Raw genomic sequence first — 13,398 nt, 5'->3', positions numbered from 1 at the left:
GCCCATAACGTCGAGGTGTGAACGATGACCTGGCCTGCCTCATGTATCTGCTCGCCCACGACGACGCGGCCCAAGGGCCCTACAACCGGTCCCGCACGCAGCTGCTGGTGCGCGCCGCCGCCCTGATCGACCTCGCGTCGCGCGGCCGGCTGGCCGAGGACGCCGGCACGGTGACCGTGTCCGGCACCGAGCCGATCGGCGACCCGGTCCTGGACGGAGTTCTGCGCGACGCCGCCGGGGGCCACGGCTGGAAGCACCTCGTACGCCGCCACCGCAAGCGCACCTTGACCCAGGTGGTGGACCGACTGGCCGCGGCGGGCCTGCTCACCGTGAAAGCGCCTCGCACGCTCTTCGGCACGCGGCGGCTGACCGTGACGGACCACGCCGTACCCGCCGCCCTGCGCGCCCGCGTCATCGCGGTGCTGCACGCGGACGGCCCCGTACGGGACATCCCCGTCGCCGACGCCGCGCTGCTGGCGCTGGCCGCGGCGGGCGGCATCCGCTCGGTCGTTCCACGGGAGGACCACAAGGCGTATCGGGCCCGTATCGACGCCTGCACACGGCGTCTCGCCGCCCTCGCGCCCGGCCTGGAGAAAGCTGTACGCGCTCTGCCGACGACCATGATCGCCGCGCAAGGCGGCATGGGCGGCAGCTGACCCAACGGGGAGACGATCACCATGCACCGCGTCCTGACCAGCCTGGGCTGCGCCCTGACGGCCGTACTCGCCACGGCCTGGTCCGCACCACCGCCGACGGAGCCCGCCCGGCCCGCCATCGCTCCTGCCGCTGCCACTGCTCCTGCTTCTGCTTTTGCCGGTGACACTGCCGCCGCCACGACGGTACGTACGCGCGACGGCCTGGTGAGGGGCGCCGCCCATGACGGCTACCGCACCTTCGAGGGCATCCCTTACGCCGCACCCCCGGTCGGCAACCTGCGCTGGGCGGCGCCCCACCGCCCCGCCCCCTGGTCCGGGACACGGGACGCGACCCGGCCCGCGAGCCCCTGCCCGCAGCCGTCCGGCGAGGTGCCCGGCGGCAGCACCGACGAGGACTGCCTCCATCTGAACGTCACCACGCCCGACGGCGCGGGACCGACCCGCCCCCGGCCGGTCATCGTGTGGCTGCACGGCGGAGGCTTCACCACCGGAGCGGGCAGCTCCTACGACGCCCACCGCATGGCCACGCGCGGCGACGCAGTGATCGTCACCGTCAACTACCGCCTAGGAGCCCTCGGTTTCCTCGCGCACAGCGGGCTCTCCGGCTCCGGTACCTTCGGCCTGGCCGATCAGCAGGCCGCGCTGCGCTGGATCCGCACCGAGATCGGCGCCTTCGGCGGCGACCCGCACAACGTGACACTGGCCGGCGAGTCGGCGGGTGGCTACAGCGTCTGCGCCCAGCTCGCCTCACCCGCAGCCGCAGGGCTCTTCGACCGGGCGATCATCGAGAGCGGCCCCTGCACAGGGCGCCTCGACCGGCCGTTCGCCCCGTCCTCCGTCCCCCTGACCGAGGCGCGTGCCACGGGCGCGGACCTCGCGGCAAGGGTCGGCTGCGGCTCCGCGCGCCACGTCCTGGCCTGCCTGCGCCGCGTGGATGTCCCCCGTCTCCTCGCGGAACAGGACACGGACCAACAGCCCGCTCACACCACCCCGTTGCTGCCCAGCGATCCCGCGGCGGCGATCGCTGCCGGCCGCTTCCACCACGTTCCCGTGCTCATCGGCAACAACCACGACGAGGGCAACGGCTGGGCCGCCGGGATCGTACAGGCAGGCCATCCCGTCAACGCCGACACGTGGCCCGACATCGCGGCCACCTTCTTCCCTTCCCCGGGGCAGGCGAAGGCGATCGTCCGCGAGTACCCGGTGCACGGCATCGACGGGGGCCCAGTGTTCGGCGCCGTCATCGGCGACGCGAACTTCGCCTGCCCGACCGTGCGCGCGGGGAGCCTGCTGGCGGATCATGTACGCGTCTGGCGCTACGAGTTCGCCGACGAGCACGCCCCGCCACTCACCTCGGGTACGCCGCCGTTCCCGCTCGGCGCACCGCACGCGAGCGAACTGCCCTACTTGTTCGACCTGGGAGGCCGTCCCCGCGACCTGACCGCAGCACAGCACCGGCTGGCCGACACGATGATCGACTACTGGACGCGCTTCGCCCGCACCGGCGACCCCAACGGCCCGTCGTCACCGCCCTGGCCCCGGCAGTCGGTGTTGTCCCTGGCGCCGGACCACATCGTCCCCACTCGTACGGTGTCCACTCGCCACCATTGTGCGTTCTGGGACGCCCTCGGGTGACCGTGGAGCTGGTTGCCGACTCGCCCCGCCAAGTTGCTGAGCGAGGGTGGCTTGGGACCGTGCCCACAGCGGGTCGGGCGCCGAGGAGGGGCCTGGGGAACTGACCAGCGGCCCTGAACCCGCCGATCGGGGCGGCTGGTACCGGCGCAACGAACTCGGGCCAGTGGCCGGGGCGCGAAGGTACGTAGTGATTACCCATGCGACGGTGTGCTGCCCGCCAACAGGATGTCGGTCGGAACGGAATCACTGAGCAAGCAAGAGGGAACCACTTGATGACATCACGGAACAAGGTCATGCAGGGAGTGGCTGTCGCCGCTTTCGTCACGGCGACGGCGCTGGCGGCGCCGTCGCCGGCCGCTGCGTATGAAGCGAAGCCCGGTGGCGGGACCTATCAGGAGTGCCGGGGTGTGACCGTCGACAAGAGCGCGCCGGTCGTCAGCCGTGCCGCCGTCCTCATCAAGGCGCCGCTGACCACGATCTGGGACCTTCACACGGACATCGACGCGTGGGACACGTGGATCCCGGAGATCACACCGGCACGGAAGCAGACGCCGGGACCGCTTCGGCAGGGCTCGGTCTTCGAGTGGTCGCCCCAGAACATGCACGTCACGTCTACGGTCAAGTCCGTCGCGCCGCGCAGGTGCACCGCGTGGGCCGCGCCTGTGAACGGCATCGACGGTGTCCACCTGTTCACCTTCAAACAGGTCAAGGGCGGCGTACTCGCCACCACCGAGGAATCGTGGGCCGGCGCGCCCGTGGAAGCCGACATCCCCGGCAACCAGGCCGCCCTCGACGCAGGCCTCGCAGACTGGGTGAAGCGGCTCAAGGACACGGCAGAGTCGACGAGTTGCGGAAAGTAATTCGCCGCTGAGCCGACTGCGGCCCTCGCGCCGCAGTCGGCTCAGCAACCCATCACCCAAGGATGATCAGTGACCTGTATCCCCTCCTTGTCCTCCAATCCGGACCATCCCGATCGTCAGTACGCGCTCGGTCAGGAACTCCGGGTCTCGGTCCTCACCTCGGCGGAGGAGACCGACGGCCGTCATGATGTGACGGACTCCTTCATGCTCGCCGGTGCGGCCACACCGCTGCATGCCCACACCAGGTACGAGGAGCGGCTCTGGGTCTCCGCCGGCTCGCTGACCGTATGGGCGGGTGACGAGAAGGTGACCTTGAGTTCGGGAGACTTCTACACCATCCCCCTGCGCGTACCCCATGCGATAGCGGCCGGTCCGGACGGCGCCCGCGCCCTCAACATCTCCACACCGGCCGGATTCGCCGAGGTCATCGCCCGTACGGCCACGCCGCTCCACCTGTTCACGGACGCGACCGCACTCGATGTGGAGCTCTTCAACGCTGTGGCGGAGCAGCTGGGCGACCTTATCCTGGGTCCACCCGGGACCACACCCGCCGACCTCGCGTCAAAGCCTCCGGGGTCCATCTGACGCTCCCCGAGGCCGACCCGCGCGGAGCCACCCCACGGACCTGCCTCGCGCCAAGGCCGCACGTCAGGGTCGGCGAGCGGTACCGAAGTGAACGACGGAGGCAAGGCATGAGTGCAGGCGCGGACATGGATTCGCTCCGCTGGGCGGTGGCCTGGATGTGCGTCACCTTTTCCCGCGGCCTGAGCCCGGAGGAGGTCTTCACCCGGTACGGGGCCGACCTGGACCACGTGCGCGTACTCGACTGGGACACGGCGTCGGACCTGGTTCCGGGGGATTCCGGTGACGGGACGGTCTCGCTGCTGCGGTCCGGGAGGATCGGCGAATGGGCCTTCTGCGTCGAGGAGGAAGGTGTCCTCGGCTGCGGGGAAGAATCGCTCGCGGAGTTGTCTCGCGGCACTGAGACGTACAGTCTGGCGACGACCGAGGGAATCGACGTCTTCCAGCACTGGCGTGACGGCGAGTGCGTCGAGTACTTCGAGCCCGGCATGGAACACACCCGGTCCGAACCGCTCGGCCCCTGGTGGGACCGGGTGGAAGCGGCGCGCACAGCGCACGAAGGCGAGGGTGCCGGAATGGCACCTGCGGTGGCCCTCGTACTGGAGCACCTCGGCATCACCCTGGACGATGCCGTCCTCGCCGGGCCCTGGCCCAGCCTGACTCTCACCGAGGACGACGCATCGGCGGGGCCACGATGCGACACCTACGCGGGAGAGGGGCCGGTTCCGCCCGGGACCGTCGAGATCTTGCGGCCGAACTGACGTAGTCAACGATGCCGTCGGCTCCGGATCTAGGTCAGGTGCGCGAGCGAGCCGATGACACGCTCGGGGATGCCCTCGGGCCAGAGGAAGGACGGCGAGACGACTCGCTGGTGGGCGAGTCCGTGCAGGCCCGCCCACAACGCCGTCGCGTCGGCGGACACATCCGTGCTTATGGCCGCACCCGCCGCGACACAGTCGGCCAAGGCGTCGATGAGCATCAGCAGGGACGACGCGCCGAGCACGACGAGATCCGTCTCGGTCAGCGAGCTCTCGCCCAGGCGTGGCATCCACAGGCCGCCGAACATCGTGCGGTAGCGCTGGGGGTGACGCCCGGCGAAGTCGAGGTAGGTCGCGCAGACGGCCAGGAGTCGTTGCCGTGGATCGCCGCCGGCTCGCTCCGCCGCCGCGCCCAGGCTGCTCTCCAGTCCGGCGAACTCCCGTTGTACGACGGCCAACATGATGGCCGGTTGGTCCGGGAAGTGCGGGTAGATCGAGGGGGTGGCGATGCCGACCCTGCGGGCCACCGAGCGCAGCGTGACGGCGTGTTGCTCACCCGTCTCGTCGAGCAGTTCGGCCGCCGCGTCGATGATCTCCTCGCGCAGACGCCCGCCTTCTCCACGGCGATTGTGTGCGCGGGCCGGGGCAGCCTGCCCCGCAGCGCCAGCGCCAGCGCCAGTGACAGCCGCAGCCGCCGCAGCCGGCGCTCGTACTGATCCCGTTTGCTTCACCTCGTCACCTTCCGTCGTGGAGTGGGTAGCGCGACCGTGCCCGAACAGCAGTGGCCCGACCAGCAAAGGCCCTACCAGCAAAGGGAGTTGCGGAGCGTCGGGTGTCACACCTGGGGAACGATGACGACCTTTCCGGCGACGGTGCGGGCTTCGGCGAGCTGCAGTGCGGCGACGGTGTCGGTCAGGGCGAACTTGGCGGCGATCTGCGGGACGAGGGCGCCGTCGGCGACCAGGCCCAGGACCTGGGTGAGATCGTCGGTCATGCGCTGCTGCCAGGTCTTCTGGCAACGGCGCTTTCCGGCCCAGAGATTGTAGAAGTGGGCGCTCCTGCCGTTGTGCAGGGCGTTCCAGGTGTTGAGGCGCGCGAAGAGCTTGAGGACGGGGAACTGGGAGTTGCCCTCCTCGTCCTTGCTGGCCGCGGTGCCGTAGGAGACGAGGGTGCCGCCGCGGCGCAGCAGTTGCCAGGAGTCCTCGATGGCGGGTCCGCCGACGTGGTCGAAGACCGCGTCCACGCCCTCGGGGGCCAGTTCGCGGATGCGGGCGTACATCTCCGGGTCGCGGTAGTCGACCGGGGTGACGCCCAGTTTCCGCAGGGCGTCGTGATGGCGGGGTGACGCGGTGCCGATGACGGTGATGCCGGCGTGCCGGGCGAGCTGGACGAGGGTGGAGCCGACACCGCCGTTGGCGCCGAGGACCACGATGGTCTGGCCGGTGCGGACCTTGGCGGTGCGGTAGAGCATCTGCCAGGCGGTGACGCCGTTGACGGTGACCGTCTCGGCGACGGCCGGGTCGATGTCGTCGGGCACGGGCATCAGGTCGGCGGCGTCGACGGCCAGATGGCTGGCCCAGGCGCCGGTCTTGGTGATCGCGGCGAAGCGGCGTCCCACGAGCGAGGCGTCGGTCCCGGGGCCGGTCGCGACGACGGTGCCGACCAGGTCGTAACCGGGGACGAAGGGGAACGGCGGCTGGTCGTAGTACTTGCCACGGCGCATCTGCTGCTCGGCGAAGCACACCCCGGTGGCCTCCATCCGCAACACGACCTGTCCCTTGCCCGGGGCCGGCAGCTCATGGGTCCGGGTCTCCAGTCCTTCGGGCTCGACCTTGCCCGGCAGGACGATCTCGGTCGCGGTGATGGTGGGTGTGGTGCTGCTCATGGTGTGCTCCCGTGGATTCCTGCCGTGTGGTTACACCCGTAAGGCTAGAGGTGTTAGGTCAGGTCGAGCAAGGGGCTACGAGCATAAAGTTACGTGCGTAAGTCTGCGATCTGGGCATGAGAAAGGGCGCGACCGGATTCGAGTCGGTCGCGCCCTCTTCATCAGTCCTGGTTCAGAGCGATCTGTCCACGGATCGCAGATCGGGCCGGTCCCTGAGCTGCCGACGCGAGTTGATGCCCAACTTGCGGTAGATGCTGCGCAGGTGGGCGTCCACGGTGCGTGGACTGATGAACAGCCGCGAGGCCACTTCCTTCGATGTCGCGCCCGTGGCGACCAGCCGCGCGATGTGCAGTTCCTGCATGGTGAGTTGGTCACGGGCGAAACCCGTGCGGCTGCGCGCCGTCTCTCCCGTCGCGCGCAGCTCGTCGGCGGCTCGCCGGGCGAACGCCTCCAACCCGGCACCGGAGAACAACTCGTGCGCCGTACGCAGATGGGGCCGGCAGTCCTGCCTGCGGCCCTGGCGCCGCAACCACTCCCCGTACAACAGGTGGGCCCTGCCCCGGTACGGGAGCAGCGGTGTGTCGGTGAGGCGGTCGATCGCTTCCCGGTAGTCGCTCTCCGTTCCCTCCACCAGTCCCCGCGCGTACGCCGCGATGCCCAGGCCGGAAGGGGTGCCACTGGCCTGCGTACGTTCGGTCAGCGAGGCCAGCGCGGCGACGGCCGCGGCGTGGTCACCGCAGCGGACGGCGGCTTCCACCAGCTCCGGCAGGACGAACCCGGCGACGAAGAGTTCCCCGTCGGCCGCGGCACGTCGTGCGGCTGCCAGTGCCTCCTGGTATTCGGCCAGGCCGTTGTGGAGCACCGCGCTCGCCCAGTGGATGTTGGAGATGATCTGTCCCGTGGCGGTGGCTGTCGTGGTGACGGCTTCGAACAGTGCGACAGCCTCGTCGCGGCGTCCGCGCATCGCGGCCAGTTGCAGCCGGTGGTAGATGACGGGAGGCGCACCGGTCGCGTCGGCGATCGCCTCCTCCTCGGCGATCGCGGCCATCGCCTCGTCGAGGTCGCCGGTGAGCGCGGCGGCGGAGGCGGCCTGGGCGAGACCGAGCCGCAGGACCAGCGGTGATCCCGACGCCCGGCCGTTCTTCAGCAGCCACTCGATGATCCGCACGTGGGTGACCGGGTCCCACAGCTCGGCCGCGAGGATGATCGCGAGCGCGGGGTGCCGGGCCCACAGCGGGCCGTCCGCACCGTCTAGGGCCTCTTTGATCAGGGGGACGGCCGCGTGGTGCCCGTCCGAGGTCAGGGTGTCCAGCGCGTCCAGGATGTCCGGGGCGTGCGGCGAGGTGGTCCTGGCCGCGGTCCTGGCCTCGGCGAGGACCATGTCCGTCACACCGTTCGCGCGTCCGACGAGCAGACTCATTTCGAGCGCTTCCACATAGCTCTCCCGGGAGCGCGCGGGATCCAGCAACGCGAACCGCCTCGCGGCGCGCAGCATGGCCGCCGGGCCGTCGCTGTCGTCGACGCGGGCCAGGGCGATTCGGCCCCGCAGCAGATCGGCCTCCGCCTGTTGCCACTCGTACGAGCCCGAGCCCGATTCGGAGCCCGATTCCGAGCCCGAGTCTGATTCCGAGCCCGAGTCAGTCCCAGTGCCGGTGTCCGAGCCAGGGTCGAAGCCTTCGACCGTCGTGAGCAGAGCGGTCGTCGTGAGCAGCGCGGCAGCCCTGTCGGTGGCGCCCGCGTCGAGGTGGGCGCGCGTGGCCGCGAGGGTCCGTTCGATACGCCGTTCGGTGTCGAGCGACAGCTCCGCCGCGCGTTCGAGGAAGGCGGCCGTGGCCACCGCGCCACCACGTGCCAGGGCGCGGGACGCCGAGCGCTCCAGCTCTGCGGCGACGTCCTCGTCCGGGACGGCAGAAGCCTGTGCGCGATGCCACGCGCGCCGGTCGGGGTCGGTGACCGGGTCGGTCACGTCGGCCAGCGCGCGATGGGCCAACTGCCGCTCACCCGCCGCGGCGTCGTCGTACGCCGCAGTGCGTGCCAGCGGGTGGTAGAAGCGCACGCGGGCGCCGAACTCGACCAGTCCGGTCGCGGCGGCAGCCGCACCGGCCGTCGCCAGGTCGATGTCCAGCCTCCGCGCCGCGGGCCACAACAGCCCGGGATCGCCGGTCGGGTCGGCGCCGGCGAGCGTGAGCAGGAGCCGCGCCTGCGCGGGCAGGTCGGACAGCGTGGTCCGGAATCCGTGGCCGACCCGGTGCGGCACCGAGGCCGGTTCGGGCGGGGCGAACCCACCGGCCCTGGGCAGGGCGAGCAGAGCCAATGGGTTGCCTCTGGCCTCGGCCACCAGCCGGTCACGTACCTGCTCGTCGAGCGTTTCGTGGCTCTGCCGGGCGAGCAGTGCCCGCGCGTCGGCGTCGCTCAGCCCGTCGACGTTCAGACCTGGGAGAGCCTCCAACTCACCTTCCTCGTAAGGCAGTCGGGCGGTGAACACCATGGCCACCGGCTCGGCGAAGACGCGCCGGGCGAGAAAGGCAAGTGCCCTTGACGAAGCCGCGTCGAGCCAGTGCGCGTCGTCGACCACGCACAGCACGGGGCGTTCCTGGCCGGCCGCCGTGAGCAGTCCCAGGGTCGCCAGGCCGGCCCGGAACACGTCCGGGGTGCCGGACGCCAGGTCGAAAGCGATCTCCAGGGCCTGGCGCTGCTGGGCGGGCAGCTCGGTCAGGCGGTCCATCACCGGGAGGCAGAGCTGGTGCAGCGCGGCGAACGGCAGTTCCGCCTCGTGCTGGGCCCCGCCCGCCCGGAGGACCTGAAACCCGGACGCCACCTCCTGCGCGTGCTCAAGCAGCGTGCTCTTGCCGATTCCTGCCTCACCGCGGAGGACCAGAGTGCCGCCCCGGCCTGCCCGCGCCGCGCCGATCAGCTCACCGAGGCGCTGTGTCTCGTACTGCCTGCCGAGCAGCGGACCGCGAGTATGGGCCAACGTTTGCACAGCGCGTAGCCTACCGAGCCGGCGGCGGACCTCGATCCGGTCCCGGGGAACGGGTGATTCAGAAGAATTCCGGGTTTTTTCGGGCGGCGCGGGTATCCAGGACGGTTCTCAGGAGTGATGGTGTGTCGGCTGCACGACGCCGACCTTCTCCCTCTTGCCGAGGACGACGAACTGGCCCATCATCCCGTCGTCCTCGTGCTGCAACAGATGACAGTGGTACATGTACGGCGTGTTCGGATCGGTGTGTCCGCGAAAGCGCATCGCCAGCCGGTAGTGCTTTCCCTGTGCCAGCAGGACGGTGTCCTTCCAGCCGCGCAGGTGCGGTTCCGGCTTCCCGCCGCCGACGGTCAGCACCTGGAACTGCACGTCGTGAACGTGGAAGTTGTGCAGAAAGCCGTTGTCGTTGACCACGTCCCACACCTCGACCGTGCCCTCGCGGACACCGAAGTCGATACGGTCCACCGCCATCGACCTGCCGTTGATCTGATCCGACGCGAGCACGAAGGAGCGTTCCCGCGCGGCCTTTTCGCCGGCGAGGTCCGGTGCGACACCGAGCGTGTCAGGGAGGGTGCCGACGTCGGACAGGGTGGTCGCGGCCCGGAACTGGCAGATGTCGAGACGGTCGTCGAAGCCGTCGATCCGACCCAGCGTGCCCCCGTACTCGGACGGATAGGAGCGCAGTTCAACCTGCTCGCCCGGCTTGAACGCCACCAGAATCTCCGCACGTTCGCCGGGTGAGAGATAAAGGCGCTCGGTGTTCCACGGCTCCGCGAGCAGACCGCCGTCGGTGGCGATGAGCGTGAAGCGCCGGTCGTCGGAGAACCCCAGGTTGTACAGGCGCGCATTGGACCCGTTGAGCAGCCGCAGTCGTACGAGCTTGGTGCTGACGTCGACGTACGGACCGATCGCGCCGTTGACGAGCACCTCTTTGCCGATCACGCCCACCGAGCCGCCCAGTGGCACTCGCTTCTCGAACTGGTTGTCCCCGTCGAACGCCCGGTCCTGAACAATCATCGGGATGTCGTCGACGCCGTACTCGGACGGAAGTGTCGACGCCTCGGAGTCCTCGTCGTCGACGATGAACAGGCCGCTGAGGCCCCGGTACATGTGGTCGGCGGTCGCTCCGTGCATGTGTGGGTGGTACCAGAGCGTCGCGGCGGGCTGGTCGACCGTCCACTGCGGCCGCCAGGTCTCTCCGGGGGCGACGACCTGATGGGGTCCGCCGTCCATGGCCGCGGGAAGGTGCATCCCGTGCCAGTGGAGAGAGGTGTCCTCGTCCAGTCCGTTGCGGACGGCGAACTCGACCTGCTCGCCGCGCCGCACACGAATCGTCGGGCCGAGATACGTGCCGTTCACGCCCCAAGTGCGCGTCGTGGCACCGGCCTTGAACCGGGTCCTGCCCGACCGGATACCGAGGGTGAACACCCGGGCCCCCTGCGCGCCCTTCTCCGACTCTGCCAGGGGCGGTATCGGCAGAACCTTGTCGAAGTCGATCTCGCCGAACGTGTCCTGCTGCGCGGCGTAGTAGTAGATGCCGTAACCACCACCAGCGAGGACAACCGCGCCCCCGGTGCCGAACCCGAGGGCCTTCAGCGCTGTGCGTCGTTTCATACGGTCACTGTCGTGCGCGGACCGGTCCCTTCGCGTCGGTGCAGATTACGTAGACCGGGTTCTCCACGGACGGTTTCGCTGGCGAGGCACACCGCCTCAATGCGCATGGCCGAGACATACGTACTTCCCACCGACGCGAAGGCCCCAGGCCGCGCGAGAGATTCTCCGGGGGCCCGTTCCAGCCGGACCGCGCACACCGTACGCCGCTTGCCGTGACCTGTCCGCCCCCAGACCGGACACCCCGAAACACCCTCTCTTGGAGAACAGTTGCCCTACATACCCGTCAGTGACGTCGATCTCTACTCCGAAGCGGCGCGCACCGACCCGTACGACATCTACGCCGAACTCCGGGCGCTCGGGCCGGTGGTGTACCTGTCCCGCTACGACCTGTACGCGTTGCCCCGCTACGACGAGGTGCGCGCCGCGCTGATGGACTGGCGGACGTTCTCCTCGGCACGCGGCGTGTTCGTGGATCCGGGCGTGAACGCACAACTGGAGGGGATCACGCTGTGCAGTGACCCGCCCGAGCACACGGCGATGCGCTCGGTACTGGGACGGCCACTGCGGCCGGATCGGATGCGCGAGGTGACTCCGCGGATCGAGGCCGAGGCCGACCAAGTCGTCGAACGGGTCGTCGGGCGGGGCAGGTTCGAGGTGGTCACCGAACTGGCGGAGTATCTGCCCATGACCGTGGTCTCGGACCTGGTCGGACTTCCCGATCACGGCCGGGAGAAGATGCTGGAGTGGGCCGCGGCCATCTGGAACACCCAGGGCCCCGCCGACGACCGGGCAGCCGCGGCGGGACCCGCCGTCGAGGAGTTCATGGCCTTCGCCATGCATGACGCCGTGCCGGGAAAGATCCACCCCGACGGCTGGGCCGCGCAACTTTACGAGGCCGCCGACCGTGGCGAGATCCCGCGCGACAAGTGCCCGGTGATGATGCTCGACTACGTCACGCCGAGCCTGGACACGACGATCCTCGCCATCGCCAACACGGTCGCGCTGTTCGCCCAGAACCCTGACCAGTGGGACCTGTTGCGCGCGGACCGCTCGTTGATCCCGCACGCGATCAACGAGTCGCTGCGTCTGGAGACCCCGGCGCCCCAGTTCAGCCGGGTACTCACCGAGGACCATGAGATCGGCGGGGTTCCGCTTGCCGCCGGCTCACGGGTCGCGCTGCTCTACGCCTCCGCCAACCGCGACGAGCGTCACTACCCGGACCCCGCGCGCTTCGACATCACCCGCCGCCCCTCGGACCACCTCGCCTTCGGCCGGGGCGAGCACGTGTGCGTCGGAATGCACCTCGCCAGACTGGAGATGAGCGCGCTGCTGGAACGACTCGCCGACCGGGTCGCCCGCTTCGACATCATCGAACGCCAACCGCTGATCAACAACGGGTTGCGCGGTCTGGACCGCCTGGACGTGTCGGTCACACCTGTGTCCTGACGACAGGGCCTAGCGGCACGGGTTGCGATACCTGCGTGTGGGTCAGCCGCAGTGGCCGGAGTCGCCGCCGGAGGCGTTGCCGATGACGCCGTACCACTCGATGCAGTAGCCGCGGCCGTCGACGTAGACGGGGCCGGCGTAGGACGTGTACTGGCCGTCGTCCCGGACCGGCGTGCTCTCGTGGCCGACCTGGGCGTTGAGCTCGACGGCCATGTAGATCTTCGCGCCCGTGGTGTTGCGGATGGTGACGGCGCAGTTCTTGCCGGTCGCTGCGTTCCAGGTGAGGAACACGGTGCCGGAGTTACCGACGGGTGTGGAGTCGATGACGGTGTAGCCCGTGCCGCAGGCTCCGTTGTACGTTGCCGCGGCCGACTTGGCGGTGATCTTGCCCGTGGCTGCCGTGGCCGGGGCTGTTGCGGCGAGGGTGCCTGCGAGGGCCAGCACGCTCAGGGCGGTGGCAGTGGTGGCGCGGCGGGACAGCTTCATGGTGTTTCCCCCTGGTGGTGTGTTCGGCGAAGTGCCGTATCGGTGAATGCCCGTGGGCTGGCTGGTCGTTGCCGTCCCACGCATATGAGACCGGGGAGCCCCCGGCAGGGTTGTGGGGGGTTGTGTCCCTGTTGCGTCACCGGTGTCACAAAGCCCGTTACGTCGCCAACGCGTTGCTTGCCTGCTCGTATGCCAGCCTCTTTCAGGGAGGTCGTGTGGAGCACCGAAGCCCCGCGCCCACCGCGTGCAGCCCTCTCCCCGAACCGTGACCACGTCAGGCCAGGAGAGCGGAATGGAGACGCTGAAGCGGTACTGGGGCGACCGGACTGTTGCGGACCGACACCAAGGCTCACACCCCGCGGGATACGCGGGTCGGGCGCGGTGGCACACCTCGACGCTCTCGTCGGCCTCGGCGAGGCGTCGGCGATGATGCCGAACGATTCGAGAGTGTCGCCCGGGGTCCTGTCCAGTCCGGGAGGCGACCGCCCCAGCCTGC

Annotated in this window: 12 protein-coding genes; 7 read left to right on the top strand and 5 right to left on the bottom strand. The window is 69.8% G+C overall.

Annotated elements, in window-relative coordinates; genetic code table 11:
- Nucleotides 1-17: 17 nt before the first annotated feature.
- From ACZ60E_RS09185 to ACZ60E_RS09165, 5 genes are all read left to right on the top strand, one after another.
- The gene (locus tag ACZ60E_RS09185) at nucleotides 18-656 is read left to right on the top strand and encodes a GOLPH3/VPS74 family protein (RefSeq protein ID WP_469439167.1); all 639 of its coding nucleotides are present in this window, start codon (nucleotides 18-20) and stop codon (nucleotides 654-656) included.
- Nucleotides 657-677: 21 nt separating this feature from the next.
- A complete protein-coding gene (locus ACZ60E_RS09180) occupies nucleotides 678-2,291 on the top strand; it encodes a carboxylesterase/lipase family protein (protein ID WP_469439166.1) in 1,614 nt (537 codons plus the stop codon).
- Nucleotides 2,292-2,563: 272 nt separating this feature from the next.
- A complete protein-coding gene (locus ACZ60E_RS09175) occupies nucleotides 2,564-3,151 on the top strand; it encodes an SRPBCC family protein (protein WP_469439165.1) in 588 nt (195 codons plus the stop codon).
- A 69-nt stretch (nucleotides 3,152-3,220) separates the two neighbouring features.
- Entirely contained in the window at nucleotides 3,221-3,736 is a 516-nt protein-coding gene (locus ACZ60E_RS09170; protein WP_469439164.1) for a cupin domain-containing protein, read from the top strand.
- 107 nt (nucleotides 3,737-3,843) lie between these two features.
- Nucleotides 3,844-4,494, top strand: coding sequence for a DUF6461 domain-containing protein (locus ACZ60E_RS09165; protein WP_469439163.1), 651 nt, complete (start codon nucleotides 3,844-3,846; stop codon nucleotides 4,492-4,494).
- Nucleotides 4,495-4,523: 29 nt separating this feature from the next.
- Here ACZ60E_RS09165 and ACZ60E_RS09160 read toward each other — a convergent pair whose 3' ends face one another.
- The gene (locus ACZ60E_RS09160) at nucleotides 4,524-5,027 is read right to left on the bottom strand and encodes a TetR-like C-terminal domain-containing protein (RefSeq protein WP_469439650.1); all 504 of its coding nucleotides are present in this window, start codon (nucleotides 5,025-5,027) and stop codon (nucleotides 4,524-4,526) included.
- A 9-nt stretch (nucleotides 5,028-5,036) separates the two neighbouring features.
- On the opposite strand from ACZ60E_RS09160, the gene ACZ60E_RS09155 reads away from it, so the two are divergent.
- Nucleotides 5,037-5,207 carry a hypothetical protein gene (locus ACZ60E_RS09155; protein WP_469439675.1) on the top strand — a complete coding sequence of 57 codons (171 nt, stop codon included), beginning with the start codon at nucleotides 5,037-5,039 and terminating at the stop codon, nucleotides 5,205-5,207.
- Between the two features lie 119 nt (nucleotides 5,208-5,326).
- On the opposite strand, the gene ACZ60E_RS09150 is transcribed toward ACZ60E_RS09155, so the two are convergent.
- The 3 genes from ACZ60E_RS09150 to ACZ60E_RS09140 form a co-directional block, all read right to left on the bottom strand.
- A complete protein-coding gene (locus tag ACZ60E_RS09150) occupies nucleotides 5,327-6,376 on the bottom strand; it encodes a medium chain dehydrogenase/reductase family protein (RefSeq protein WP_469439162.1) in 1,050 nt (349 codons plus the stop codon).
- Between the two features lie 172 nt (nucleotides 6,377-6,548).
- On the bottom strand, nucleotides 6,549-9,359 hold the full coding sequence (locus tag ACZ60E_RS09145; protein ID WP_469439161.1) for an AAA family ATPase: 2,811 nt from the start codon (nucleotides 9,357-9,359) through the stop codon (nucleotides 6,549-6,551).
- A gap of 108 nt (nucleotides 9,360-9,467) precedes the next feature.
- Nucleotides 9,468-10,970 (bottom strand): multicopper oxidase family protein, encoded by a 1,503-nt coding sequence (locus ACZ60E_RS09140; RefSeq protein WP_469439160.1) that lies wholly within the window; start codon nucleotides 10,968-10,970, stop codon nucleotides 9,468-9,470.
- Between the two features lie 267 nt (nucleotides 10,971-11,237).
- On the opposite strand from ACZ60E_RS09140, the gene ACZ60E_RS09135 reads away from it, so the two are divergent.
- Nucleotides 11,238-12,416 (top strand): cytochrome P450, encoded by a 1,179-nt coding sequence (locus ACZ60E_RS09135; RefSeq protein WP_469439159.1) that lies wholly within the window; start codon nucleotides 11,238-11,240, stop codon nucleotides 12,414-12,416.
- A gap of 42 nt (nucleotides 12,417-12,458) precedes the next feature.
- On the opposite strand, the gene ACZ60E_RS09130 is transcribed toward ACZ60E_RS09135, so the two are convergent.
- Nucleotides 12,459-12,902 carry a spore-associated protein A gene (locus ACZ60E_RS09130; protein WP_469439158.1) on the bottom strand — a complete coding sequence of 148 codons (444 nt, stop codon included), beginning with the start codon at nucleotides 12,900-12,902 and terminating at the stop codon, nucleotides 12,459-12,461.
- Between the last annotated feature and the right edge of the window lie 496 nt (nucleotides 12,903-13,398).

It is taken from the genome of Streptomyces sp. NPDC102514, assembly GCF_055584525.1.
This window is presented reverse-complemented; position numbering and strand designations above follow the sequence as displayed.